This window comes from Parasphingorhabdus litoris DSM 22379 (genome assembly GCF_020906275.1).
GTDB lineage: Bacteria > Pseudomonadota > Alphaproteobacteria > Sphingomonadales > Sphingomonadaceae > Parasphingorhabdus > Parasphingorhabdus litoris.
The window spans coordinates 1,267,997-1,294,133 of the sequence record NZ_CP086727.1; the positions used below are offsets into that span (position 1 = coordinate 1,267,997).

24 protein-coding genes are annotated in these 26,137 nt (G+C 52.4%); 12 read left to right on the forward strand and 12 right to left on the reverse strand.

Features of this window, described 5'->3' with window-relative positions; genetic code table 11:
* Positions 1-17 precede the first annotated feature (17 nt).
* The 5 genes from BS29_RS06140 to BS29_RS06160 form a co-directional block, all read right to left on the reverse strand.
* Positions 18-248 (reverse strand): hypothetical protein, encoded by a 231-nt coding sequence (locus BS29_RS06140; protein ID WP_229956330.1) that lies wholly within the window; start codon positions 246-248, stop codon positions 18-20.
* A 102-nt stretch (positions 249-350) separates the two neighbouring features.
* Positions 351-1,613 carry an N-succinylarginine dihydrolase gene (locus BS29_RS06145; protein WP_229956331.1) on the reverse strand — a complete coding sequence of 421 codons (1,263 nt, stop codon included), beginning with the start codon at positions 1,611-1,613 and terminating at the stop codon, positions 351-353.
* Between the two features lie 5 nt (positions 1,614-1,618).
* Complete coding sequence (locus BS29_RS06150; RefSeq protein WP_229956332.1) at positions 1,619-2,635, reverse strand: arginine N-succinyltransferase; 1,017 nt, start codon at positions 2,633-2,635, stop codon at positions 1,619-1,621.
* A complete protein-coding gene (locus BS29_RS06155; protein ID WP_229956333.1) occupies positions 2,632-3,840 on the reverse strand; it encodes a hydrolase in 1,209 nt (402 codons plus the stop codon). The genes BS29_RS06150 and BS29_RS06155 overlap by 4 nt, the downstream gene beginning before the upstream one ends.
* A gap of 71 nt (positions 3,841-3,911) precedes the next feature.
* Positions 3,912-4,415, reverse strand: a complete 504-nt coding sequence (locus tag BS29_RS06160) for a hypothetical protein (protein ID WP_229956334.1) — start codon at positions 4,413-4,415, stop codon at positions 3,912-3,914.
* Positions 4,416-4,510: 95 nt separating this feature from the next.
* On the opposite strand from BS29_RS06160, the gene BS29_RS06165 reads away from it, so the two are divergent.
* Positions 4,511-6,625 (forward strand): malate synthase G, encoded by a 2,115-nt coding sequence (locus BS29_RS06165; protein ID WP_229956335.1) that lies wholly within the window; start codon positions 4,511-4,513, stop codon positions 6,623-6,625.
* Here BS29_RS06165 and rsmA read toward each other — a convergent pair.
* The 4 genes from rsmA to BS29_RS06185 form a co-directional block, all read right to left on the reverse strand.
* Entirely contained in the window at positions 6,622-7,416 is a 795-nt protein-coding gene (gene rsmA / locus BS29_RS06170; protein ID WP_229956336.1) for a 16S rRNA (adenine(1518)-N(6)/adenine(1519)-N(6))-dimethyltransferase RsmA, read from the reverse strand. The genes BS29_RS06165 and rsmA overlap by 4 nt on opposite strands.
* 32 nt (positions 7,417-7,448) lie before the next feature.
* Positions 7,449-8,453: a 4-hydroxythreonine-4-phosphate dehydrogenase PdxA gene (gene pdxA, locus BS29_RS06175; RefSeq protein WP_229956337.1), complete on the reverse strand. Its 1,005-nt coding sequence runs from the start codon at positions 8,451-8,453 to the stop codon at positions 7,449-7,451.
* A 3-nt stretch (positions 8,454-8,456) separates the two neighbouring features.
* On the reverse strand, positions 8,457-9,821 hold the full coding sequence (locus tag BS29_RS06180) for a peptidylprolyl isomerase (protein ID WP_407673755.1): 1,365 nt from the start codon (positions 9,819-9,821) through the stop codon (positions 8,457-8,459).
* A gap of 99 nt (positions 9,822-9,920) precedes the next feature.
* Positions 9,921-12,146 (reverse strand): LPS-assembly protein LptD, encoded by a 2,226-nt coding sequence (locus BS29_RS06185; RefSeq protein WP_229956338.1) that lies wholly within the window; start codon positions 12,144-12,146, stop codon positions 9,921-9,923.
* Positions 12,147-12,409: 263 nt separating this feature from the next.
* Here BS29_RS06185 and BS29_RS06190 point away from each other — a divergent pair, with 263 nt between their 5' ends.
* The 5 genes from BS29_RS06190 (at position 12,410) to BS29_RS06210 (ending at position 17,449) form a co-directional block, all read left to right on the forward strand.
* A complete protein-coding gene (locus BS29_RS06190) occupies positions 12,410-13,867 on the forward strand; it encodes a leucyl aminopeptidase (RefSeq protein WP_229956339.1) in 1,458 nt (485 codons plus the stop codon).
* A 25-nt stretch (positions 13,868-13,892) separates the two neighbouring features.
* A complete protein-coding gene (locus BS29_RS06195; protein ID WP_229956340.1) occupies positions 13,893-14,330 on the forward strand; it encodes a DNA polymerase III subunit chi in 438 nt (145 codons plus the stop codon).
* 78 nt (positions 14,331-14,408) lie between these two features.
* Positions 14,409-14,909, forward strand: coding sequence for a hypothetical protein (locus BS29_RS06200; RefSeq protein ID WP_229956341.1), 501 nt, complete (start codon positions 14,409-14,411; stop codon positions 14,907-14,909).
* A gap of 102 nt (positions 14,910-15,011) precedes the next feature.
* A complete protein-coding gene (gene ndk / locus BS29_RS06205; protein WP_109357427.1) occupies positions 15,012-15,434 on the forward strand; it encodes a nucleoside-diphosphate kinase in 423 nt (140 codons plus the stop codon).
* A gap of 167 nt (positions 15,435-15,601) precedes the next feature.
* The gene (locus tag BS29_RS06210; protein ID WP_229956342.1) at positions 15,602-17,449 is read left to right on the forward strand and encodes a CshA/CshB family fibrillar adhesin-related protein; all 1,848 of its coding nucleotides are present in this window, start codon (positions 15,602-15,604) and stop codon (positions 17,447-17,449) included.
* Here BS29_RS06210 and BS29_RS06215 read toward each other — a convergent pair.
* Positions 17,446-17,913: a nuclear transport factor 2 family protein gene (locus BS29_RS06215; RefSeq protein WP_229956343.1), complete on the reverse strand. Its 468-nt coding sequence runs from the start codon at positions 17,911-17,913 to the stop codon at positions 17,446-17,448. The two genes, BS29_RS06210 and BS29_RS06215, sit on opposite strands and share 4 nt — an antisense overlap.
* An 84-nt stretch (positions 17,914-17,997) precedes the next feature.
* Here BS29_RS06215 and BS29_RS06220 point away from each other — a divergent pair, with 84 nt between their 5' ends.
* From BS29_RS06220 to BS29_RS06230, 3 genes are read left to right on the forward strand one after another with little or no spacing between them, the layout of a single operon-like run.
* Positions 17,998-18,771: an SDR family oxidoreductase gene (locus tag BS29_RS06220; protein ID WP_229956344.1), complete on the forward strand. Its 774-nt coding sequence runs from the start codon at positions 17,998-18,000 to the stop codon at positions 18,769-18,771.
* A gap of 12 nt (positions 18,772-18,783) precedes the next feature.
* Positions 18,784-18,933 (forward strand): DUF2256 domain-containing protein, encoded by a 150-nt coding sequence (locus tag BS29_RS06225; protein ID WP_229956345.1) that lies wholly within the window; start codon positions 18,784-18,786, stop codon positions 18,931-18,933.
* Positions 18,934-18,992: 59 nt separating this feature from the next.
* On the forward strand, positions 18,993-19,649 hold the full coding sequence (locus BS29_RS06230) for a LuxR C-terminal-related transcriptional regulator (RefSeq protein ID WP_229956346.1): 657 nt from the start codon (positions 18,993-18,995) through the stop codon (positions 19,647-19,649).
* A gap of 169 nt (positions 19,650-19,818) precedes the next feature.
* Here the strand turns inward: BS29_RS06230 and purN are convergent, their stop codons facing one another.
* Both purN and purM read right to left on the reverse strand, forming a co-directional pair.
* Positions 19,819-20,784, reverse strand: coding sequence for a phosphoribosylglycinamide formyltransferase (purN, locus tag BS29_RS06235; protein ID WP_229956347.1), 966 nt, complete (start codon positions 20,782-20,784; stop codon positions 19,819-19,821).
* 6 nt (positions 20,785-20,790) lie between these two features.
* Positions 20,791-21,909, reverse strand: coding sequence for a phosphoribosylformylglycinamidine cyclo-ligase (gene purM, locus BS29_RS06240; RefSeq protein ID WP_229956348.1), 1,119 nt, complete (start codon positions 21,907-21,909; stop codon positions 20,791-20,793).
* 62 nt (positions 21,910-21,971) lie between these two features.
* On the opposite strand from purM, the gene BS29_RS06245 reads away from it, so the two are divergent.
* Genes BS29_RS06245 through BS29_RS06255 form a run of 3 tightly spaced genes read left to right on the forward strand, consistent with a single transcriptional unit; the run spans position 21,972 to position 26,131 of the window.
* Positions 21,972-23,300 carry a heavy-metal-associated domain-containing protein gene (locus BS29_RS06245; protein WP_229956349.1) on the forward strand — a complete coding sequence of 443 codons (1,329 nt, stop codon included), beginning with the start codon at positions 21,972-21,974 and terminating at the stop codon, positions 23,298-23,300.
* Entirely contained in the window at positions 23,297-23,947 is a 651-nt protein-coding gene (locus tag BS29_RS06250) for a P-loop NTPase family protein (protein WP_229956350.1), read from the forward strand. Before BS29_RS06245 ends, BS29_RS06250 begins: the two co-directional genes overlap by 4 nt.
* Positions 23,948-26,131, forward strand: coding sequence for an RNA degradosome polyphosphate kinase (locus BS29_RS06255; protein WP_229956351.1), 2,184 nt, complete (start codon positions 23,948-23,950; stop codon positions 26,129-26,131).
* Positions 26,132-26,137 lie beyond the last annotated feature (6 nt).

Here is a 26,137-nt window from a genome sequence, read left to right on the forward strand (position 1 = left end):
AACGCGAACAGGCGTTTTTAGTAGTCCGGCCCATAAGCATTGCGATATTCGATCGCATCAAGCATCTTGGCGCCAGCCATGAAAACAGCGCCGGTACAGGCTAGAAACAACAGTTTTCCTCCAAATCCAGGATATTGTACCAGATAATCTTGCCCGCGTGCCACGGCTCCGGTTGCAAGCGCGTAGATGATCAAGAATGCTTCAAACTTGGTTTTGATGATGAACAGTCGTTTGAACTTTTTCCACATATCAAAATAGGTAGCAAGGCGTATGCCAACCCCAGAAAACCAGGATTTTGTGGAGGCTAACATGGTTAACTGTAAGTTAATTCGACAGTCCGCGATGGAAAACTAGCTTTCCAGCTCCGTCAATGTGCAGACTTGCAAAAGTTTCTTGCGGGCTTTTTGCACATTCTCAAGCAGGTTAGCGTTGGCCAACTGTTCAGGCATTATTGTTTTCGGCCAATTTTGTTCCACGATCTCGGCCATGGCATCCAGCTTTGCCGGTGTTGCCATGAAGCGCTGATCCACAGCATTTGGGTCCGCAACAACACGCAAACGCAGGCAGGCCGGCCCGCCACCATTTGCCATGGACTGACGCACATCAACGGGACAGAGTTTTCGGATCGCACCATTGCCCTCCACCAATTCCTGCAGATAGGACCAGACCGCTTCTGTTTCCTTAGCCTCGGTTGGCAGGATCAGCGCCATACCGCTGTCTTCAGGCAGGGTGACCAACTGTGCGTTGAACAGATAGGATGTGATGGCATCAGCCAAACTCACCTTATCTGCCGGAACCGTGATGATCTCGGCTTCCGGAAACTTGCTTCTCACTTCCGCGTAAAACTCTTCTCGATTTTCAAACGCGTCTTCGTGTGCGAACAGCACCTGTTCATTGGCAACGGCCACTACATCATTGTGAAAGGCACCCGCTGCAATCGCTTTGTCGGACTGCTGCGCAAAAATCACGCGATCATCTTGCAAGCCATGCTTTCTAGCCACCGCTTTGCTGGCTTCGATATGCTGTCGTGCTGGAAAGCGGCCGCCGCTTTTGCCGTAAATAAATATCTCGACTCCAGCCTCTCCATGAGACCCACACAAGCGCATGTGATTCGCTGCACCCTCGTCACCAAAGGGGGAGGGGATCGGCTGGTGAACCGCAAAGTGATCCTGATCGCCAAAGGCTAACCGTAACTGCGCCAATGTGCCTGGCCATTCGTGGCTTCGATGCGGCATGGTTTGGAGGTTCGCCACCGTCATATGGCATCTGCCGTCGGCGCTGTCGGGTGCGGGGGAAATAGTTGCGGCATTGGCCGCCCACATCGATGACGCGGAATATGCAGCCGCACGAATATGCGGCTCCGCCTCGGTTAGCTTTGTTCCTAACGAACCGAGCCACGCCATATTGGGGCGATCAAGTGGCATGAAAAATCCCTGTACCAGCCCCAAGTCGATATTGTGGCGCATCTTGGCGATACCCTGCAATGCGGCCTCACGTGGGTAGGACGCATCGCCGGCATTGTTTGAAGAGGCGATGTTGCCGAGGCTTAGGCCCGCATAATTATGGCTGGGCCCAATGATCCCATCAAAATTGATTTCCTGAAGCTTCGTCATTTTTTTTACCTTGGAATATGCCAAATTGTGTCACCGACTGAGAGGTCCAGATTGGCGGCCGCATCCTCATCAATGGTTACACCGCCTTCAGCTTCACCGATAAAGGCATATGTTGCCTGGAAGTCATGCAAACGACCATGGGAGATGATGGATTTCAATCCGGCGCCGGACGCTGTGATATCGACGATCCTTTCTGATTTTGTATTTTTCACGCTGGTGACTTTGTCGGTTTTCGCGATCATCGTTGGGCCGCCGTCGAAAATATCGACATAGCCATCATAGGAAAAATTCTCATTCTCCAGCATCCGCATCGCGGCTCGACCATTGGGATGGGGAATACCGATGGCGGCACGCGCCGTTTCGCTCAGCATGGCGGTATAGATGGGATGTTTCGGCATCAGGTCAGCGATAAACTGATTGCCGTGGATGGCGTTGAAATAGTCCGCCTCTTGAAAACCCATGCCGAAAAAGCGGCCAGCCAATCCATCCCAGAAAGGGGAGCCGCCAGCTTCATCAATCACACCGCGCAATTCTGCAAAAAGGCGGTCACCAAAGCGTGAGCGATGCTCCTTGATGAACAGATAGCGACTGCGCGCCAGCAACATGCCCAAACCGCCAGCGCGCTCGCCGGGATGAAGGAAAAGGCCGCCGACCTCGCTTGCGCCCTCCAGATCAGTAACCAGTGTAAGCATTTGTGCACTGAATGTCCGGTCCAGCTCCTTGCTGGTTTGTGACAAGGTGCTGAGGCGATAGGAATAAAACGGCCAGCTTTGCCCGACCATCGTGAACAGCTGCGATGTTCCGCGTACCGCGCCTGTCTCCACATTTTCCAGAACCATCACGAAAAGGTCATTGTCATGCTCTTCGCTTTTCCGATCATAGGCCTGTGCCGAGCGCTCCAGCTTGTCTGTTAAGCTGGCTTTATCGGCTGGCAGATTTGTGAAACCGCCGCCGGTGAGCTTTGCCATCTCATAGAGATGTTGCAGGTCCTCCATCCGCGCGGCGCGTATCCTGAAACTCATAGTCCCCCCTTTTCGGCAATCCGCATAATCGTAAGCGCGGATAATTGTGTGTGTTCGACCAGACTATCGCTGATTAGAAATTCGTCTGAGCTGTGAATGGCGCCGCCCCGCACCCCCATTGTATCAACCACCGGCACGCCGCAAGCGGCAATATTGTTGCCGTCACAAACGCCTCCGGTGCCGCGCCAGTTAATGTCCAGTCCCAATTCCGCGCCACAGCTTTTGACCAGTTGAAACAGCTTTTCCGCCTGCGGATCAATCGGTTTGGGCGGGCGGCCAAAACCGCCGTGGGAATGCACATCAAGGTCATGGCCCCGCGCGATGATATCGACCAGTTTATCAAGAGTGTTTTGCGCCTCTTCCTGATCCGCAAGCGATTTGGGCCGGAAGTTCACCCGCAATATCGCATGATCAGGGACTGCATTATTCGGTCCGCCACCTTCAATCTTGGCGGGATTCACGCTCAGCCCTTCGCGGTGCAGGGCTTTTAATTGCAAGGCCATATCAGCTGCGGCAACCAGCGCATTGCGGCCTTCGTCCGGGTTGCGGCCGGCATGGGCGCTTTTACCAGTGAAGATGATCGAGAAATTGCCGCTACCACCGCGTTCGCCAGCCAAGGTTCCATCAGGCAGGGCGGGTTCGTAGGTGAGGGCGGCGACCTTGTCCTTGGCGCATCGTTCGATCAGCGCGGCGGAGGAGGCAGAACCCACTTCTTCATCGCTGTTGATCATGATGTCATAACCAAGACGCGCCGCATATTCGCTTTGTTCCAGCAATTGCAGCGCGCCGAGCATGACGGACAGTCCGCCCTTCATATCGGCCACGCCGGGGCCGTTGAGTACACCTTCCTCAATCCATTCGAGATTCTGGAACGGATGATCGGCTGGGAACACAGTGTCCATATGGCCGGTCAGCAATATCCGAACCGGTGCGTCCGGACGGATCGAGCCAAATAGGTGCTGACCGCGCTGGACCTGATCAACGGAACCGTCAGGACGCACGGCCTCGACCGGATCGGGATCAATCAGTTTAATGTCGCCGGGCAAGGTAGAAAAGGCTTCCACTAACTGACCAGCAACGGTTTTCAGGCCATCCAGATTGGTGCTGCCGCTATTGACCTTGGACCATGTTTCCGTGCGTTCCAGCAGCGGCAATCCTTCGGCGTTTTCCAATATCGTGTTTTCGGGGAGAGGATTTGCTTTCATTTGAAACTGATAGCATTTGTACTCAATCGCTGTCACCTGTTTCCAGCCCCATAGTGGCGCATCAAAAAAATTTAGTATCGGGCGTCTGCGATCAGACTGTTAACGCCTTGATGAATTTCTTTCCAAAGATCGTGCTCGTCCTGCCGCGCTGTGGGGATTGTCTCCGTAATCACATGCACCGCAGCATCGACCAGACCGCTGAACCAATTGCTGCTCAGATGCAGGGTTTCTTCATGGTGCGGAACGGTACTGCCAAACATGATGCGAATTTCTTGCGGTCTTTCGAGCCAGTTCATCAGGCAATATAGGACGCTTTCCACCATTTCGGCCTCCAATTTGGCGGTATTGCCCAACCCATGCTCCTTGAAAGAGGCCCGTGCATCAGGGTGCACGGCATAGTAGCGCTGCATCACAGGGTCCGTGATATCGCCCAGCTTATCTGCCGCGCGCTCAAGGCTGGTTTCCAGCTGCTCCATTTTTGCATGCCATTCCATAGGCACGAATTTTTGAACCATTGACCGTGGATCGGCAAGGATTAGATTTCGATCATTTACAAAATCCGTCTCACCAGCCATAGGGAGCGCCGATTCCTCCCCGGAACATTTGCTTATTACGCTCAGATGATGATGCCCGGGGCGTGCCATGCTTTTTGTGAAAAGAGGAACTATCCATGTCCGAATATGTCAGTCAAAATGGTATCCAGATTGCTCCGGAGCTGTTTGATTTTATCAATGACCGCGCTTTGCCCGGAACGGGAGTCGATCCAGATAAATTCTGGTCGGGCTTTGCGGATCTGCTGGGGCGGTTTGCTCCGCGCAATGCAGAACTGCTTGCCAAGCGGGAAAAGCTGCAGTCACAGATTGATGACTGGCATGTCGCGAACAAGGGTAAGGCCATTGATCAGTCGGCCTATCAGGCCTTTCTGAAAGAGATTGGCTATCTGGTCGATGAACCAACGCCTTTTGCCATCACGACCGAAAATGTTGATCCGGAAATCGCTACCATGGCCGGACCGCAATTGGTGGTGCCTTCATTGAATGATCGTTTCGTGCTCAACGCTGCCAATGCGCGTTGGGGTAGCCTTTACGACGCCTTTTATGGCACGGATGCCTTGGACGCAGACCCGGTACAGCCAGGCGGTTATGATCCCGTGCGCGGTGTAGCGGTTATCAAGGCGGCCAAGGCGTTTCTGGATGAGACATTGCCGCTAGCCAATGGCAGCTGGGCGGACCTGACCAACGTTAAGGAAGACGGCATTCCGCTCAAAGACCCGTCGCAATGTGTCGGATGGAATGACAAGGGATGCCTGTTCAAGCATAACGGTCTGCATATTGACGTGATTTTTGACGCCGAGCATCCGATCGGCAAGGATGATCTGGCCAATATTGCGGACGTCTATCTGGAAGCTGCACTGACGACAATCATCGACATGGAGGATTCTGTCGCCGCTGTTGATGCCGAGGACAAGGTTCTGGCCTACAGCAACTGGCTCGGCCTGATGCGCGGTGATCTCGCAGCCACATTCATGAAAGGCGGCAAGGAGGCAGAGCGTCGCGCCAATCCGGATCGTGAATATACGGATCAGGACGGCAATGCGTTCACACTGCCCGGGCGCAGCCTGATGTTTGTCCGCAATGTCGGACACTTAATGACCAATCCAGCGGTATTGCTGGCAGACGGCTCAGAGGCACCGGAAGGTTTGCTCGATGGCGTATTTACCAGCCTTGTCTCGATGCATGATCTGAAAGGGCTCGGCCAATATCGCAACAGTAAGACCGGTTCCATCTACATCGTGAAGCCGAAAATGCACGGTCCGGAGGAATGTACCTTCACCAATGATCTGTTTGATGCGGTGGAAGACTTGCTTGGTCTGGCGCGAAACACGATCAAGGTCGGTGTTATGGATGAAGAACGCCGCACTTCAGCTAATCTCGCGGCCTGCATCCATGCCGTGAAAGATCGGATTGTGTTTATCAATACCGGCTTCCTTGATCGTACAGGGGATGAAATCCATACCAGCATGCAAGGCGGCGCAATGGTTGCCAAGGCGGATATGAAATCCAGCGACTGGATACAGGCCTATGAAGCCCGCAATGTCGCCATCGGTCTTTCTTGCGGCATGTCTGGCAAGGCGCAGATCGGGAAAGGCATGTGGGCCGCACCCGATATGATGGCCGATATGATGGAACAGAAAATCGGCCACCCGATGACCGGTGCAAACACCGCATGGGTGCCCAGTCCGACCGCCGCGACACTCCACGCCATTCATTATCACCGGCTGGATGTCTTCGCGCGCCAGAAAGAAGTCGCCAATGATGGGATCCCATCGCTCGACAAGCTGCTCACCATTCCTCTCGCAGACGGCCATAACTGGTCAGCAGAAGAAATTGAGCGGGAACTCGACAATAATGCGCAAGGCATTTTGGGTTATGTTGTACGCTGGGTGGATCAGGGCATTGGCTGTTCGAAAGTCCCGGATATCAACGATATCGGACTGATGGAAGATCGCGCAACGTTGCGGATTTCTTCGCAGCATATGGCCAACTGGATGCTGCACGGCGTCTGTTCGCCCGAACAGGTCGATGCGGCGTTGTTGCGTATGGCGGCAAAGGTGGACGGGCAAAATGCCGATGATCCGCTGTACCGGCCGATGGCGAGTGACCCGGATGCCAGCCTGGCATTTCAGGCAGCGCGGGATCTGGTGTTCAAAGGCGTTGAGCAGCCCAGTGGTTATACCGAGCCTTTATTGCATGCCTACCGATTGAAACTGAAGGCTGCGGGCTAAGCCGACAGGGAGCGCGCCAGCGTAACGAATTCATCCACGCTGACCGTTTCGGGACGGCGTGCGCCATCAATCCCGGCTGCCTTCAAGGCGTCCAGACCGCCGGGCAGGCCCTTCAGACTCTGGCGCAGCATTTTGCGGCGTTGGCTAAACGCGGTTTGGGTGAGTTTGGCGAGCATCTCTGGATCGACGCCTTCGGGTTGCGCTTTTGGCGTGAGATGAACGATGGCAGACATCACCTTTGGCGGCGGTGTGAAGGCGGAGCGATGAACCGACATGGCCAGCTTCGCATCACAGCGCCATTGCGCCAAAATGGACAGCCGCCCATAGGCACTGGAACCGGCTTCGGCGACAATACGGTCTGCAACTTCCCGCTGAAACATCAGCGTCAGGGATTGCCATGCGGGCGGCCAGGTTGGGCTGGATAACCATTTGATAAGCAGAGCAGAGCCGACATTATAAGGCAGGTTCGAAGCGATGTGAAAAGGGCCTTCGAACAGTTCTGGCAGATTGATTTTCAAGGCATCTTCATTGATGACTTTCAACTTGCCGGGAAAATGATCCGCAAGATCGGCCAGGGCAGGGAGACATCGCTCATCTCGTTCTACCGCGGTTACCTTGGCACCAGCCTGTAGCAAAGCCTGGGTTAAGCCGCCGGGCCCCGGGCCGACTTCAAAAACCTGGCTGCCTTGCAACTCGCCCGGAACGGCCGCAATGCGCGACAATAGTTGCGTGTCGAGCAGGAAATTCTGACCAAGCGCCTTGTTGGCGGTTAGGCCGTGTTTCTTAATCACCTCCCGCAAAGGGGGCAGAGGAGACGGCTCACTCAATTGTCGTAAATTTCGCGATGGGCCACGGCGGTCGCTGCCATCTCAATTGCGGCGATCATGGATCGGGGATCCGCGACATTTTTGCCAGCAATGTCAAATGCAGTGCCATGATCTGGCGATGTGCGAACGATAGGCAGACCCAGTGTCATGTTGACGCCATCAAAAAAGTGTAACGTCTTCAAGGGGATTAGTGCTTGGTCATGATAGGGACACAGAGCAATATCATAATGTGACCGGGCCTCGGCATGGAACATCGTGTCTGCTGGTAGAGGTCCCATTACGTCCAGACCCTGTTCGAGAAGTTCATCAATTGCTGGCTGCATCACCAGTTTTTCTTCGTCACCCAAATTGCCATTCTCCCCGGCATGCGGATTAAGACCAGCAATAGCGATACGTGGACTCTCAATACCAAAATTGCGAGTCATCGCCTTTGCCGCTGATTTTGTGCGAGCGATGATGAGGGCATGAGTCAGTTGACCAGGAACGTCTTTCAGTGGGATATGTGTTGTCATAGGAATGACGCGGAGCGACGGTCCACCGAGCATCATGACAGCATTTTCGCGAGCGATTCCGCACCTTTCGGAAACAAATTCAGTTTGTCCCGGATAACGGAAACCGACTTTATAAAGCTGCGACTTGGAAACAGGTGCTGTGATGACTGCCCCGGCATCTCCGGAGCGGGCTAAGCCAGAGGCAATTTCCAAGGAATGTAAAGCGCATTGCGCTCCATCTAGTGTTGGTTCTCCCGGGCGCGCAATTTCGCCGTCATAGATATGCAAAATGGGTAGCGCTTTATCAAAAGCATCTTTGGCTTCGGCGGGATCAGAAATCTTGATGACCGGAACATCATACAGCCCATCAAAATCACCGGAATTTCCAGCGACAAAAAATGGGCTGCAATCAAAACTGTCCCGCTGACGCCAGGTTTTACAGATAATTTCCGGCCCTATGCCCGCAGGATCACCGCAAGACAGGGCAAAGGGTTTTTTCACCCCCGGCATCGGTTAATTATATTCTATAATGGCATCGCGCCGGAGATCGCGCAGATAGATTTGAGCGCGTTTGTTTACACGCTCATTTTCCAATTGTGACATGATCTGGTCGAAGGAAGGCGCCGCTGCCGATTGTGGGTCATCCCGACCGCAAAGGATCAACACACGTACGCCATCTGCCACCGAACCAAAAGGTTGACTAGCCTGTCCGATCTGCAGCTGGGCGATTGTACTCTGTAGGGGGCCAGGAAGATCCCGCAAACGAACCTGATCATTATCGACGATTTGCGCACCGATTGATGTAGCGACTTCATTGGCCGCACCGCATCCCTTGATATTCTGTGTTGCCGTTGCAAACTGCGCTGCTCGGCTCGTTGCTTGCGCTTCTGTGGTGCCGGGCGGAAAGCTGATCGACAGTTGTTTCAGACTCAAAACGGCATTGCGTGGATCGGCTGTCAAAATCTGGCGTTGATCGATCAGATATAGAATGGAAAAACCGCCCGGAACCTCAATGGGGCCGACAACTTGGCCAACTTGCATCTGAACCGCAGCATCAGCAAGCGATTGCGGCAATTGAGCAGGGCGAACCCAACCCAGGTCACCACCCGTTGCGGCAGTAGACGCTTCGGAAAACTGGCGCGCATAGGCAACAAACGAACCGCCTTGACGGATCTGGTCCAATATCTTGCGCATATTGACGGCAACCTGTTCCGCCGCTTCGGGCGCAGCTGACATGTAAATCTCGCCAATGCGATATTCCGTGCTGCCCTTTGACGCATTTAGCCGTTCGATAATGGAATTCACTTCTTCATCGCCAACATTGATGAAGGGTTGAATGTTCCGACGAAGCAAGCGGCTCCATGCCAATTCGCCTTTGATCTGGCGCTTCAACGTATCGGCAGAAGAACCTTTGGTACGCAAAAACGCATCAAAAGCATTTATGTCTTGCTTGAAATTCTGTTGAGCGACTTGATTGAAAGTCTGCTCAATTTCTCCATTGGAAATAGTTATTTCATTGGCTTCGGCTTCCTGAATTTGAAGCGTTTCGTCAATCAGGTTACGCAAAACTTGAAGACGCAGACGTTCCCGTTCTTCATCAGATACACGGCCACCATTGGCTGCCACAATTAGAGCTAGACGATGGTCAACATCGGTACCAGTAATGATGTCCCCGTTGACTAGTGCTGTTGCTCGGCGAACATTGGGGTCATTCTCACCAAATATTGTCAGCTGCTCGGGTATGTCCAATCCCGCTTGCGGTACACTATTGTCCGAAACCGTCTGGCTTGTGGAAGGTGTCGTGGCCATCAACGCCGCTGATGCAACCAGCGCAAATTTTCCGCTGATGCTGAATATCTTGGTACGCATAAAATTCATTTTCTGTTTCTTTTCAAACTCTAAGAACATTTTCAGACCATCAAATATCAAAATTCTGCTGAACCTAATATGAGCAGTCAGCTATCATTACCAAACGCCTTACACACCCAAATTGCGTAAAGCCAGCCGGAACAGAAAAGTGCTGCCGCGCTGGTCATCACCAGTGTCTTCATAATCATAACGCCAAGTCACGCCAAGAGACAGACAGCCATCATCATAGGCCACACCGATACGGTGCCGGACCGGTTCAAAACCATCCGCGGAAGATGTTGGATCTTCACGGCTGTCGGTCAGATCGATAATTGCTGAGCCAAAGACTGACCAATATTGGTCAATTTGATACCGTCCGCCCACACGGACTTCCTCGCGATCGCTAAGGTCTTCGACGCCCGCGGCAATATTGCGATTAAGCCTCAGATAGCCAATTTGCGCATAGGTGTTTTTTGTTCCGATTGTGGCATCAATTTCATTTCTTCTGACGGCTATGCTGTCTTTATCCAGCCGGTACCGATGGGTGAATTTCACAATGTCTTTAAAACGAACTTCTGTGCGACCAACAATGTCGGAAAATCTTTCTGACAATCCGGTGCCTTCAGGAACAATATTGCTGTTATTTGCCAGCCGGTAGCTTTGACCGACAACAGCATCGATTCTCAAATTGGGTCGCGTCAGATTCCATTCCAACCCATATGTGGCGCGGACATTGTCTTCATAGCGATCGATACCTGGGAAGCGGTTGAGGGCAAACAAGTTGGTATCTTCCAGATCGACCGAGCGGGAATCTTCATTGGGAAGCGAAAGATTAGAGATGGCCGGTGTCGCCACGACCTGAAAGCGTGGCGTCAAAGTTTGTGTTCCGCCAAATGCTTGGCCAATAAATGGCCATTTCACATCAATTGCCGCGGTCGCGATCGCGCGCGTTTGCCAGCCCGTCTCGCCGCTGTAAATTGCCGCCTCGTTCAGCGCATTGTCTTCGCTATTATAGACGTCGCCTCTCGCAAAACCGGTCAGTGTGATTTCCTGCCCGAGGCTTGTCAGCCTGCGTAAATCCCATCGTGCTGAGGCAAAAGCACGCTGCGTATCTTGGCCGGCCGTACGACCGATGGCCAAACTATTTAGTTGAATTTGAACATTCCCACCCCAGACAGGATCAGAAATTCGTTTGCGGTAGTCGACCACTGGCAATGCGATTGGGACCTGATTCTGTGGATCGCCAGCGCGTAATGTCTGAAACGCCCAACCAGCAAGTGAAAAATAGCTGCTATCGTCAATTCTTTCGACATTGATTGTCGAGCGCAAGCTGTCATCATCGCTAATGTCATACCGACGCAGAAATGTTCGGTCAGAGGTAATCCGAGCAGATTGCGATATAGTCCAATTTTCGTCCAGAATGAACCGGCCGCTGGTGGCGAAATAGCCACGGAAATCTCTTTCGGAATCTGGCAATGGGCCAACTGCGCCGGTTGGAATGCGCGAGCTATAAGTCGCATAGCCGGTCATCTGGAATGCGCCTTTATCGTCCAGCTGCCGGAACGTACCACTGATCAACGGAGCCACGTCTGTGAAAACCTGAGCAGTTACCGTTGCATCCTGATTTGGCGCCAGATTGAAATAATAGGGCAGTGATACGGAGAAGCCATTGGTTGAATCGAAGCGCGGTGCGGGCACCAGAAGTCCGCTGCGATTTTCGTTGCTGATTGGATGCGAAAGACCTGGCAAAGGAATCACTGGCAACCCGAAAATCTCGATTCTCGCGCCATCATAGGTGACCCGTTTTTTCACAGGGTCGTAACGGACCTTGACGGCCTTGATTTCCCAGCTTGGATTTTTCGGGCATCCATCTTCTGTTGTAACCGCGCAAGCCGTGTAGGCTGCATTATCCAAAGCAAGCGAGCCATCTGCAAATCGTTCACCCTTGCGCGCGGCCAATCGGCTTCCATCCTCCAGCACCAAAAGCAGATTATCAACAATTCCATCGCGCAGGCTGTCGGTAAGGACGATGCCGTCGCCATAGGCGGTATCCCCCTCGGGGCTGACCGAACGGATATTACCTTTGGCCTCGACAATGCCAGTTTTGCGGTTCCAGATCACTTCATCGGAACGCAGCCTATATCCATCACGATTGAGCAGTACGTTGCCTTTGGCTGTGACGACATCATTTTCAAAATCATAGTCTATCGCATCAGCGCTAAACTCAATTTGATCTGCTTGATCGCTTGATTGATCGGCAACAGGCGCAGGTTGATCTGGCACGGTCTGGGCAGCAGCCATTTGGGGATGGGCTAACGGAAGTACCAAAGCAATCAGTGCGATTGAAGATTTCATCGACGAGATTAACCTGCCTTTAGACCCATGAAATATTGACGCTCTTTATGACGTCGCCAATTTGACCATCGCCCTATTGCATCAGATTGCTTCGGCTGCAAATCTTCTGTTGCAGAATTTGAACAATCGCTCAATTTGATCGACATTCGGAGTAAAATGATGATTGCAAAGACAGAGCCAATCTTTCATTGATCCACGCTGAACAAAGGGTCAAAATTATGCCATACCAGCACAATTGATCCATTGATAAGGACGCTTTACCTATGAAATTTACATTTGCTGCCAGCCCTTCTTCTACGCCAGATGCGATTGCCTTTGCGATAAGCAAAGATGGTCTGGACACTGCGGAGATATCCGTTGAGCAGGCATCACTGGTGCGCGCAGCTGCGAAAGCGGCCCGGTTTGAAGGCAAAACCGGACAGACATTTCAGACTTTTGTGACCGAGGGTGATGCTGTTATTCAGATTATCCTATCCGGTGTTGGGAAAGGCGAACGTCAAGACTGTGAAGCGGCAGGCGGCGCGATTATTGCCAAACTCATTGCATCGGGCGTGAAGCATCTGGCGATCAATGGAGCAGGGCTTGAACAGGATCAGTTGGCTCGCCTGTTATTTGGCACAAAACTACGCAGCTGGAGAATTGACAAATACCGGACCACAATGCCTGAAAATGCAAAGCAAACGTTGGAAGCAATAACGGTACTCGATACTGATATGGAGTCGGCTCAGATCTGGCAGGATCTTTCCGCAGTAGCAGATGGTGTGTCACTGACCCGTGAACTGGTTTCTGAACCTGCAAATGTGATTTATCCGGAAAGCTTTGTGGAGCGCTGTAAAGAGCTTCAGGACATGGGCGTCGAATTCACCGTGCTTGGTCAGGAAGAAATGGAAAAGCTGGGCATGGGAGCGCTTCTGGGCGTCTCGCAAGGCTCGGTTCGGCCGCCGCGCATGCTTGCCATGCGCTGGGACGGCACAAACGGCGCGCAGAAAAAACCATTGGCGTTGGTCGGTAAAGGTGTGACCTTTGATACCGGCGGCATCTCTTTGAAACCACCTGGCGGTATGGAAGATATGAAATGGGACATGGGCGGGGCCGGCGCGGTTGCCGGTACGATGAAGGCTCTGGCAGGCCGAAAGGCGAAGGCGCATGTTGTCGGCGTCTGCGGATTGGTTGAGAATATGCCCGATGGCAATGCGCAGCGCCCGGGTGATGTTGTCACGAGCATGAGTGGCCAGACCATTGAAGTCATCAATACTGATGCGGAAGGGCGTTTGGTCTTGTGCGATGCTCTCCACTGGACACAGGAGACTTTTGAGCCCGAAATCGTGGTAAATCTGGCAACACTGACTGGAGCGATTATCATCTCGCTAGGCAATGAACATGCTGGGTGTTTCAGTAATGATGATGGCTTGTCTGAAAATCTGTTGGCCGCTGGTCAAACGGCTGGTGATCCACTCTGGCGTTTCCCATTGACCCCTGCCTATGACAAGCAAATTAACTCGCCCATTGCTGACATGAAAAATGTTGGCGGCAAAGGCGCCGGATCGATTACGGCAGGACAGTTTCTGAAGCGGTTCATTCACGATGGAGTGAAATGGGCACATCTCGATATTGCTGGCATGGTTTGGGCTGATAAGCCGGGGCCGGTCTGGGACAAGGGTGCAACCGGTTTCGGTGTGCGCTTGCTTGATCAATATGTCGCCGACAATTTTGAACAATAGATCCAGCTTGAAGGCATTCTGACCGGTGCAGGTCGACTTTTACCATCTGACCCGTGATCCAGCAGAAAAACTGGTGCCGGTGCTGGCGCAAAAAACGCTGGATAGCGGTCAGAAAATGCTGCTGGTGTCGAGTTTTGTAGGGCAGCTTGAAAAACTAAGTGCAGCATTGTGGCAAGCCGCACCAACCAGTTTTCTGGCCCATGGCCTGGCAGGGAATGGACAGGATGATGCGCAACCCATTCTGATCTCTGCCAGTTGTGAGGCAACCAATGGCGCGCGCTTTGTTGCTCTGACTGATGGTGAATGGCGGGACGAGGCATTGACTTTTGATCGCGCGTTTTATCTATTCACAGCCGAGCAAATTGAAAGTGCGCGTACAGCCTGGCGGGCCTTGTCTGTGAAAGAAGATGTGACGCCGCGTTATTGGAAGCAGGATGGCGGTCGGTGGGTCGAAGGGCCTTAGTCAATTCTCGTTTGCGCTTTTTCCCTGTTGCTCTAGAACCCTGACTGGGTCGCACCATTTTTCTGATGGAGCCTTTTCATGAAAAAATTTCTTATCCTGCCAATCATGTTGACCGCCGCATCTTGTGGCAGCAATGATGAGATCGCATCCGGTACATTTGACGATGGAGAGGGTGGAAAAGGCAGCTATTCTATTAGCGGCGACAATGACGATAGTGAAACCGTGATCAAGTCCGGTGATGGCGAAGTGCGGATCGCTACGGGATCCAAGGCCGTCACCGATCTGCCAATGGGTATCAAACTATATCCGGGGGCAAATATTCAGAGCAGCATGACAGGTATGGGCGATGGCAAATCGGGTGCTGTGATCGTGTTCGAGAGTTCAGATGATCAGGATGATGTCATTAGTTTTTACAAGGACCAGATGAAGGCCAAGGGAATCGAAGTCCAAACCGAGGTTAAGTCCGGCGATATGCAAATGATCGCAGGTCAGGGACCAGATGGAGAGGGAATAAACATCTCTGTCGTCAAAGACGATGATGTCGTCACGGCGACTTTGATGGTGGGGGAAGATAATTAGCTGCCAAAAGCGCGAAGCGGGTCTCACAAAACTTGCTAAGCTGTAAAAGTCCGGCTAGGGGCGGCGCAAACTTATATTTCACCCCTATTACGGAGCAAAAACATGGCCGGTACACGGACATTTTCGATCATCAAACCAGACGCTACGAAGCGCAATCTGACCGGTGCGGTTACCAAAATGCTGGAAGACGCTGGCCTGCGTGTTGTGGCGTCCAAGCGCATTCACATGACCCGCGAGCAGGCAGAGGGCTTCTATGCGGTACATAAAGAGCGTCCTTTCTTCGGCGAGCTGGTTGATTTCATGATCAGCGGCCCGGTTGTTGTTCAGGTTCTGGAAGGCGAGAATGCCATGCAGCGCAACCGCGATATCATGGGTGCCACCAACCCTGCGGATGCGGCTCCCGGGACTATTCGCAAAGAATTGGCTGAAAGCATCGAAGCCAATACAGTTCACGGTTCTGACAGCGATGAAAATGCAGCGATTGAAATAGCATATTTCTTCAACGAAGATGAAATCGTAGGCTAAGTCTTCGTTGTCTAAGTCCACGTTTTTTAGGGCTTTCACCGAATTTTAAGCATAGTCTGTTAACCGGAAATTCGATCTCTGGCGCGGGAGTGGGAAATCCTGTGCCGGATGGTCGTTTTTGTGGGACCAGACCAGTGCAACATATCATAAAGCATTTTTTGCTGTTCATGATTTATGGCTTGGCGGCCGTCAGTTTTGGCGGCGGTGCAGCTATGGCTGCGACTTGCTCACCTGCTGGCGCACAAGGCGCAGCGCCTGCGGCCTGGCAGACCTATTGCTGGCTTGATTTCTCTTCCTATAACGATGCGACCGCTCGTTCGGCGTCTGGGCAGAATTTCTCATTCGATCTGGCCGATGGCTCAACACTGACCTTTAATCTCAGGGCAACCAGTTCGACGGCATCAGCAGCTGATGATCGACCTGCGCCCAGCTGGTCAGGAGCGGCAGTCGGTAACTCGTCCTTTCTCAATATTCCCGGACGCCCAATTCTTTACATGGTGAACAGCGGTGCGGTGGTAAATTTCACTTTTTCCAATATAACCGTCGTGCCTCCGGCGGGTGTCGCATCGGTGACAAGCTATGCATTTGTCGCTGCTGATGCGGAATCAACAGACAATAGCGAATATCTTGAATTTGGGACAAATGGTTCGACATGGCAGATATTGGACGCGGTGCCGCCGATTAGCGGCAATCAGTTCCCGGTGCTTACCGGTACTGGAACGACGACCCTGCGCATGGCTGGCGGCGGACAAACCGGTCGTATGGGTGGATATATTGCTGGTACCAATACGCCGACCAATGTGACAGCAGAGATGCGAGGCCAGGGATTGCAGGGTATGATGTTCGCCGTACGCTTTGCCTCTATCACGCTCAATAAGGTTATCACGGGATCGCGAATTGACACAGATGACCAATTTACCTTTCAGATTGCATCGACGTCTTCCGGGAACCCGTTGGCATCTGGCACCACCAGCGGCACCGGCAATGGCCCATTTCCGGCAGCCGTCATTTCCACGGCATCCGGCATTCCGATCAGTCTGACAGAAGTCATGGCAAGTGGCAGCGCCAGTGCAATCAGCCAATATCGACCGCAGCTCACCTGCACCAACAATAGCGCAGGTTCACCAACCGTAATGCCGACCAATGTTGAAACAACAAATTATAGTTTCGGATCGCTAGCTTTTGGTGACGCGGTCGAATGTGTCTTCAACAATACACCCTATCCGCATCTATCATTGGAAAAACAGTTAAGCCCGGCGGGCCGAATATTTGATACCGATGAATTCAGAATCCGGATCAGACAAGGCAACAGCACAGTTGCAGCTAGGACAACTACAGGCGACGGCGCTGTGGTTAGCAATGCACCGATACCAATGACACAACTGGTCGATGGTAACGATTATAGTTTAGATGAACGCCCGCGCGGGACGACAGATCTTAGCCGCTATACTGCGACTCTGTCCTGTACCAATGCCAATACAAGTTCGACAACAATATTGCCCAGCAGCATGGCAACAGATTTCACCCCGGCAATGGGTGATGTAATAAGCTGCATCATTACCAATACGCGCGATCCTGCCAATGCGGTGCTTGAGATAAGCAAGCAATCGACTGTAGTTTCCGACCCGGTAAATGGGACGACCAATCCAAAAGCAATTCCAGGAGCGGTCATTCGCTACACCATCGAAGTAACAAATAGGGGGGACGCTCCGGTAGATACCAGTACTATCGAAATCGCAGACATTCTGCCCTCCGATATCAGCTATAACGCTGCATCGCCGGTAACATTCTCCGATGGTCCGGTATCGAGCGGATTGGACCCGTTCGATGCGACGACTATGGTTGGTTTTTCTGATCAACCGTCTGGAGGAGCCCCTTATAACTATACACCAAATACAGCCGGCTTTGATTCGAACGTAACCGGTGTAAGCGTGAATCCCGCTGGAATTTTGGCCGCATCGACAGGAAGCAATAATCCCAGCTTCATCATCAGCTTTGAGGCACGTCTGGATTAGCTTGTCTGGTTGGCTTCATCATAGCGTTCCCAGTCATGAAACGCCTCGCGTCGGACAATGATCCACTTGCCATCTCGCTTTTCAAGCTTGTCGCAATAGCGACCAGCGACAATCCAGTCGGTTGCTTTGCCGTTAGTAGGAACCGGATCGAATTCCGGGGTGCCTTCCTGAACATAGTGATAAGCAACGAAATTCGCCTCGGTAGACACACTTGTGCCCTCATCATTGAAGGTGAAATGGACATTGGAAATGGAATGGTGTGTGGCAGGCACTTTTTTCAGTATTTCACTCGCAAAACCGACAAATTCATCCGGTGGTCCGGAATAGTCACCGTGATTATGGACATGATCATCGGCAAAGCAAGATCGCACCAGAGGCCAATCTTTCCGGTCAATTCCTTTGCAGTAGCGGTGCAGTACATCGCGAATTTCTTCCCGTGCAATAAGCTCTTCAACCTTGTCCATTCCGCTCTCCCTCATATTGTTAGGCACAGGGATTAGCATGTGCTGCTAAACCAAGGATAGTTGGCAAAAAAGAGAGGGATAAGAATGGGCAGGCTGCAAGGCAAAGTTGCAATCATCACCGGTGCAGCAAAAGGATTGGGGGAAGCCGATGCCCGTATGTTTGCCCGGGAAGGGGCAACGGTCATCTTAACGGACATGGATCAGGAAAATGGGACGCGAGTCGCTTCCGAAATCGGCGCGTCAGCTGAATTCCATATGCAGGACGTTCGGGACGAATCCGGATGGGAGGATTTAATAGCAGATGTCGTGTCACGCCACGGCAAGCTTGATATATTGGTCAATAATGCTGGCGTCGTTGAACCTGGGACTATTGAGACACAGACTGCTGAAGAATGGCGTTTTGTCATGGCAGTGAGTGCGGATGGTACTTTTTTTGGATGCAAATATGCGGTTCCGGCGATGAAAGCATCTGGCGGTGGTTCAATCATCAACATGGCATCAATTGCCTCGGTACAAGGGGAACCGGTTGTCGCGGCTTATGCCGCTGCAAAAGGCGCCGTAGAAAGCCTCACCCGCAGCATCGCCGTTCATTGTGCCAATAATGGCTATAATATTCGCTGCAACAGCGTTCACCCTGCTGGAATATTGACTCCTATGGTGGAAGAAATCGGCCCAAAAATGATGGGAAGAACCGACCTGCGGCCAGCGAGCGAAGGACCTGCTGCCAGTGCTTTGGGAGAACCCGATGACATTGCCAATACCGTATTATTCTTGGCATCCGATGAATCCAAATTCATCAATGGAGCCGCGATCAGGGTTGATAACGCCAAATCGGTGGTGGAAGGCGTGGTTCCATAGTATCGCACAGAAATGCCTGTAAAAAAGCAAATTAGAAAACAGCATCTGCCAGAGAAGGTCTGCGTTACCTGCGGTCGCCCATTTACGTGGCGCAAGAAATGGAAAGATGTTTGGGACGACGTCAAATATTGTTCGAAACGCTGCAAAGGCGGAATGAAATAGGAAGCAAATTCGCGGCATTCTGCTTGCTATAGGGGGGCGGGTTGGATTAAGTTTGGCTTATGACGACAGAGGATGGGAATAGTAAGGTAGAGCAGCAATCAATCCCCAAGGTTGATTTGCCCAAGACTACTGTAACGGCGTTAATTGATAATAGCCCGATTGCGTCCGTGATCAGCAATCCCAGACTGCCGGACAATCCAATTGTCGCGTCTAACCAGGCCTTTTCGGATCTCACCGGTTATGATCCTGATTTTATTATCGGCAGAAATTGCAGGTTTCTCGCCGGAGCGGCCACTGAGCCATGGTTGACAGAAGAAATTCGCCGCGGTGTGCGAGATCGCAAGCCAGTTTTGGTGGAGATATTAAACTATAAAAAAGATGGCACGCCGTTTCAAAATGCAGTACTCGTCGCTCCGTTATTTGATGAAAATGGGGAACTGGAATATTTTCTGGGATCCCAAGTAGAGATTGATGGTGACGGGCCAAGCTTGGCGAAAGCACGGCGGATGCGGGCAACAGAGATCGTCAAAGATCTTTCAAACAGGCAAAGAGAAGTCTTAAACTTCATCGCGAAAGGTTTGTTAAACAAGCAGATTGCTCATGAATTGAATTTGAGTGAGCGGACGATCAAGATGCACCGAGCCATCTTGATGAAACGGTTAGATGCGCCAAGTGCTGCCGATATGGTTCGGCTGGCCGTTGAAGCAGGCATGTAAATATTCCGATTACGGTCCTAATACCGTATCGGTCTTCACCAAATTTTTCGGTAATTAGCGCTTAAGCATCGCGGATGAGACAGTCATCCCAGATCCAAGATTTCCGGCGGCAAATCCTCCCTCCTCCTTGTCGCTTAGGATTTTAGTTTTTTCCGCGATGCGATTTACCCTAAAATTCGTCCGCGATATCCATGATTTTGGTTAGCCGTTTGGGGGCCACCATTCGCCAGCTTTTCTTGAGGGATTCTGCGATGTGCTCCCAATCTGTTCGACCGGTATCGAGGCGGATCGCAATCCATCCCGACTTGCCGTAAAATTTCGGAGCAAAATACAGGTCGGGATCAGCATCAAGCAACGCGCCTTGCTCGTCCAAGCCGCTGGTTTTGACAAATATCGAGGTGCCACTTTCGCCAAAATGTCGGCGAGAGAAATAAGCAAAATATTTGCCGGTCTTTTCGCTTCCAACCCGCCAACCAGGCGTACCAAAACTTGGGCGTTCATGGGTCTCTTCCAGCGCCAGAGCCCGTATACGGACCTGTTCCAATATCCAGTCCGGATCGGCTTCGCGAGTAACATATTTTGCAAGGGCCGCGGCATATAGCTGGTGCTCGGCAATAAGCACGCGATCCGCCAGTATATCGGCAGTGTCACCAGGCAGGATCGCGACTTCTGTTTGCGCCAATACCGGTCCGTCGTCCAGTTCCGGAGTCACCAGATGCACGCTGCACCCAGCGTGGTTATCTCCCGCATCCAGGGCGCGTTGATACGTGTCCAATCCCTTATATTTCGGCAACAGGCTAGGGTGAATGTTGAGCATCCGGTCCTGCCATTTGCCGACGAATTCATCACTCAATATGCGCATGTAGCCCGCCAGAGCGATATAGTCGGCTCCGGCTGCAACTATTGCTTCGTGCATGATTTGATCATGCTCTTCACGGCTCAAGCCTTTATGGGGATGGGCAAATGTGGCGATGCCTTCCGCTTCGGCCAATTGCAAGCCTGGCGCTTTTGGATTGTTGGAGGCGACAAGCACGACTTCATAGGGGCAGGCTTCGGCTTTTGCGGCATATAGGAGCGCGGCCATATTGGACCCGCGCCCGGATATCAGGATGGCGACTTTGGCCCGGTCAGGCATCACGCATCAGCCTTCATGCGTTGCGGTCCAATCGGTCATGGCAGACCATGTCCCTGCGCTGCCCGCAACCGTGCAGCCCTTTGTCCCCGTTTTCACGAAACCGACCTGATGGACTGTTTCACCAGCAGCTTCTAAATCGGAAGTCACTGAGGCCAGTTCGTCGGGAGACACGGCCAAAATCATGCCAATCCCGCAATTGAATGTGCGGGCCATTTCTTCCGGCTCAATATTGCCTTGCGCCTGCAGGAAAGCCATGAGGCGCGGCTGGTCCCAGCTGCCGGCATCGACTTGGGCATGTAGGCCATCTGGCAAAACGCGCGGTATATTTTCCAGCAGGCCGCCGCCGGTAATATGGGCAAGCGCCTTGATCCGGCCGGACTGCATCAGGGGAAGCAAGGACTTCACATAAATCCGCGTTGGCGCGATCAACGCCTCGATCAACAGAACTTCTGGATCAAACAGCGCCGGTCGATCAAGCTTCCAGCCTTTATCATCAGCGAGGCGACGGACCAGCGAATAGCCATTGGAATGTATGCCGGAAGAAGACAGACCCAACAGGATATCACCATCTGCCAATTGGGCTCCGGTCAGCGCTTTTTCCCGCTCCACAGCACCGACACAAAAGCCGGCCAGATCATAGTCACCATCGGCATACATTCCGGGCATTTCCGCGGTTTCGCCACCGATCAGCGCACAGCCCGACATTTTACAGCCTTCTGCAATGCCTGCCACGACTCGTTCCGCGACCCCGTTTTCTAGCTTCCCGGTGGCGAAATAATCTAGGAAGAACAGTGGTTCTGCGCCTTGTACGATCAAATCATTCACGCACATTGCGACCAAATCGATACCGACGCTGTCATGGCGGTCATGGTCGATCGCCAATTTCAATTTGGTCCCAACCCCGTCATTGGCAGCAACAAGCAGGGGATCATCATAGCCAGCTGCTTTCAGGTCGAAAAACCCGCCAAATCCGCCCAATTCGGCATTGGCGCCGGGGCGTGCGGTTGCCTTGGCCAGCGGCGCAATGGCCTTGACCAATGCGTTTCCTGCCTCAATCGATACACCTGCTTTCGCATAGGTGTATGATTCCGGTTCATTTCGCCCGTTATTTTGTTTATCACTCATAAAATAGGCGATTAGACAAGTCGCGGGTGGATTTCCACGTCATAATCGTCAAAAGAGCGGAAATGAGATTTTTGACCAGTTTTAAATACCGTTTTGGTGCCCTGTTTGCGTTGATTGGCCTGGTGACTGCCGGTCTTGTCTACGCACAGCTGGAAGGAACCGAGCGCGGTGTCGCACCGCTCGCAAGCAGCGGTGACTTCGAAGTATTTGGTGTCGAAGTAGACACAAGCGGCAAAAATGCGTTTGAAGCCCGTCAAAAAGGCTGGGAAGAGGCACAACGAAAAGCATGGATTCAGCTCTATGCTCGGACGCAAGGGGGTAAAACTGCCGGTCTTTCCGATGGTGCATTGAACAATATCGTCTCCGCAATCATCGTCGAGGAAGAGCAGATCGGCCCGACCCGCTATATCGCGAGGTTAGGCGTAATGTTTGATCGCGCACGTGCCGGACAGATTTTGGGAGTCGGCGGGCGACGCCTGAGATCGCCGCCTCTGCTGGTTTTGCCTATTATGTGGAGCGAAGGAGCTCCTCAAGTATTTGAGAACAGGACGGAATGGCAGAAGGCCTGGGCCCGATTCCGTGCTGGCGATAGTGCCATCGACTATGTCCGTCCCTATGGCTCTGACAGCGAATCTCTTATGCTGACGGCAGGCCAGGCGGAGCGTCATAATCGCAGATGGTGGCGAATGATATTGGATCAATTCGGTGCCGCAGATGTCATCGTTCCAATTGTGCGGATGGAATATCAATATCCCGGCGGACCGGTAACTGCGCGGTTTAGTGCACGCTACGGACCGGACAACAAGTTTATTGAGAGTTTTTCGTTGAAAGCCTCCTCAAGCGACGGCATTCCCTCGATGATGGATCAAGCGATTGTGCGTTTGGATGAAATCTACTCGAGTGCATTGTCGCGCGGTGTGCTGCGGACTGACAAGTCATTAGTTATTGAAGACGATGGATTTGATATTGAAGCACTGGAAAAAGAAATTGAAGCGGAACTGGCGGCTGAAATCGGCACAAGTGCCTCCGATTCTGTAGCGAGCAGTGACGCGGATAGTGCCGGGAGCGACAGCAACGCTGTTGCAGCAGCCAGCTCGAGTATAACAGTCACGGTCCAGTTTGATACGCCGGATGTTGGTGCGGTCAGTCGCGGAGAATCGTCTGTTCGCTCCGTACCCGGGGTGTCATCGGCCGCTACATCCAGCCTTGCATTGGGCGGTGTGTCCGTGATGCGGGTATCCTATACCGGCGATCTATCGGCTCTGGCTTCTGCACTGCGCTCCAGAGGCTGGCAGGTGCAGCAGGGCTCTGGGGCGCTGCGGATATCTCGGAGTGGTGGCGCACCGTCTGGGCCAAGTGCCGATTCCGGGAGTGATGAGCAAGATCAGTGACTCAGATCGCCCTTCCTCTGGAAATCGAGCCAAACCCAAAGGGTGATGGCTATCTCGTGACGGATTGCAACCGGCAGGTGCACGAGCAATTGGAGAATTGGAGCAGCTGGCCAAACGCAACCGCCATATTGGTTGGGGGTCCCGGTTCGGGCAAAAAGGCAATGGCCCAGAAATTTGCAAGTTACAGCGGCGGCCGATTTGTTGCGAACGCACATGACGCTGCTGATGATGCGCTTTTTCATCTTTGGAATCAGTCACAAGCGGATAAATTGCCGCTATTGCTGACTTCTTCCCGGGACGTATCGAGCTGGCAGGTAGAGCTTCCCGATCTCAAATCACGTTTGGCAGCATCGTTGCTGATTGAAATTGGGGTTCCGGATGAGGCCATGATTGAGGGTCTGCTTCAAAAATATTTCTCCCTGCGCGGTCTCTCGATTTCCGAAGATGCGCTGGCTTATCTAAGCAAAAGAATGGAACGCAGTTATCAGGATGTTCAGCTTTTGGCGCAATTAATGGATAGTCTTGCTATAGAGAAAAAGAAGCCGATCACGCGGTCCATTGCGATAGAAGCCCTTTCACAGCATCAACAACTGGCTGAAAAGAATCGCAATGCACCAGAAGCAGATCAAAATGTTGAGGAAGGTTAAATGGATAGTCTCGTCCCCCAGACTCCAGAATCCGATATAGAAAATGAAGGCCGCGTTTTTAGCGAGGATGCCGGTCAAGAGCGCTATTTTAACAGAGAAATCAGCTGGCTTGGCTTTAACGAGCGGGTGATTGATGAAGCACAGAACAACTCGCATCCTTTGCTTGAGCGGCTCCGTTTTCTGTCCATCTCAGGTAACAATCTGGACGAGTTTTTCATGGTTCGGTTTGCCGGACTGGTGGGGCAATTTCGTCAGGATATCGAGGAACGATCCGCCGATGGTCTGACCGCGAGTCAGCAATTGCAGGCCATCGCCGCACAGAGCAATATTTTGACCGCCAATCAGCAAAAAGTATGGGATCAGCTATCTGGCGCGCTCGCTAAGCAAGATATATTCGTGCTGTCAGCCACTGAACTGGACGCCAAAAATGCTGCTTGGCTGAAGCAGCATTTTATCGATCAAATATTTCCTGTGCTGACCCCCCAAGCATTGGATCCGGCTCATCCTTTCCCATTCATCCCCAATAAGGGGTTGAGCCTGGTATTCGATCTGGTTCGTCAGTCTGATAGTCAGCGCATTCGCGAATTGGTCATGATCCCATCCGGTCTACCGCGATTCATCCGCATGCCTGGAAAGACAGCAACTTATGTCTCGGTCGAATCTGTCATTCAATGCTATTCTGCGCAGATTTTCCCGGGCTATGACGTTACGAATAGCGGCCTTTTCCGGATCATTCGAGATAGTGATATCGAGGTTGAGGAAGAGGCCGAAGATCTTGTCCGCTATTTTCGCAGCGCAATCAAACGGCGGCGGCGGGGCGATGTTATTCGCCTCGAAATGAGTTCGGATTTGTCAGAGCCTGTGGTGGCGATGCTGCGGGAAAATTTACTGACCGAGGGTGCTACGGAAAGCCGCATCAACGGATTGGTTGGCATCAGTGATCTCGACTTATTGGTTGATGAGGATCGACCGGATTTGAAATTCACGCCCTATAGTCCCCGTTTTCCAGAACGTATTCGCGATCATGGTGGTGATTGTTTTGCGGCGATCCGGGACAAGGATATTCTGGTTCATCACCCTTATGAGTCGTTTGAAGTCGTGATCGAATTTCTGCGGCAGGCGGCTGCAGATCCCGATGTGGTGGCGATCAAGCAAACCTTATACCGTGCGGGCAAGCAGTCTGCCGTAATCCGGGCGCTGATCGATGCCGCAGAGGCGGGGAAATCCGTTACCGCTGTTGTCGAGCTGAAAGCCAGGTTTGACGAAGAGCAGAACTTGCTTTGGGCCAGTGCGCTTGAGCGTGCCGGTGTGCAGGTTGTCTACGGATTTATAGAATGGAAAACGCATGCCAAGATTTCCATGGTGGTGCGCAAAGAGCAGGAAGGTTACCGCACCTATTGCCACTTTGGCACAGGCAATTATCACCCCATAACGGCAAAAATCTATACGGATTTGAGCTTCTTTACGGCTGATCCCAAGGCGGCGCGCGATGCGGCGCAGCTGTTCAATTATATCACCGGTTATGTCGAGCCGGAACAGCTGGAAATGATATCCATGTCGCCGCGCTATATGCGGAACGATCTTATGGACTTGATCGATAGAGAAATTGCCAGTGTCAGGGCTGGCAAGCCCGGGATGATCTGGGCAAAGATGAATTCGCTCGTCGATCCTGCACTGATTGAAAAGCTTTATGCTGCCAGCAATGCCGGGGTTGAGATCGACCTGGTTATTCGCGGCATTTGTTGTTTGCGCCCCGGCGTTCCGGGCATGTCCGATCATATACGTGTCAAATCGGTGATTGGCCGTTTCCTGGAGCACAGCCGGATATGGGCCTTTGGCAATGGAGCAGATTTGCCAAATGACGATGCAGCACTTTACATAAGTTCCGCCGACTGGATGCCACGTAATCTTGACCGGCGTGTCGAATATATGATCCCAATTCTCAATGCGACCGTTCATGATCAAATTTTGGACCAGGTCATGGTCGCCAATCTTATTGATGACGAGCAGAGTTGGGAACTCAATGCAGATGGCAGCTACACCAGAGTGGAACCTTCGGAAAAATCCTTCAACCTTCACCGCTATTTCATGACCAATCCGTCCCTATCCGGACGTGGCAAGGCGCTGAGCAAGAGCAACGCGGTGCCGCGATTGTCGCTTCGCCGCCGCAAGAAAAAAGCCTGATCGCGA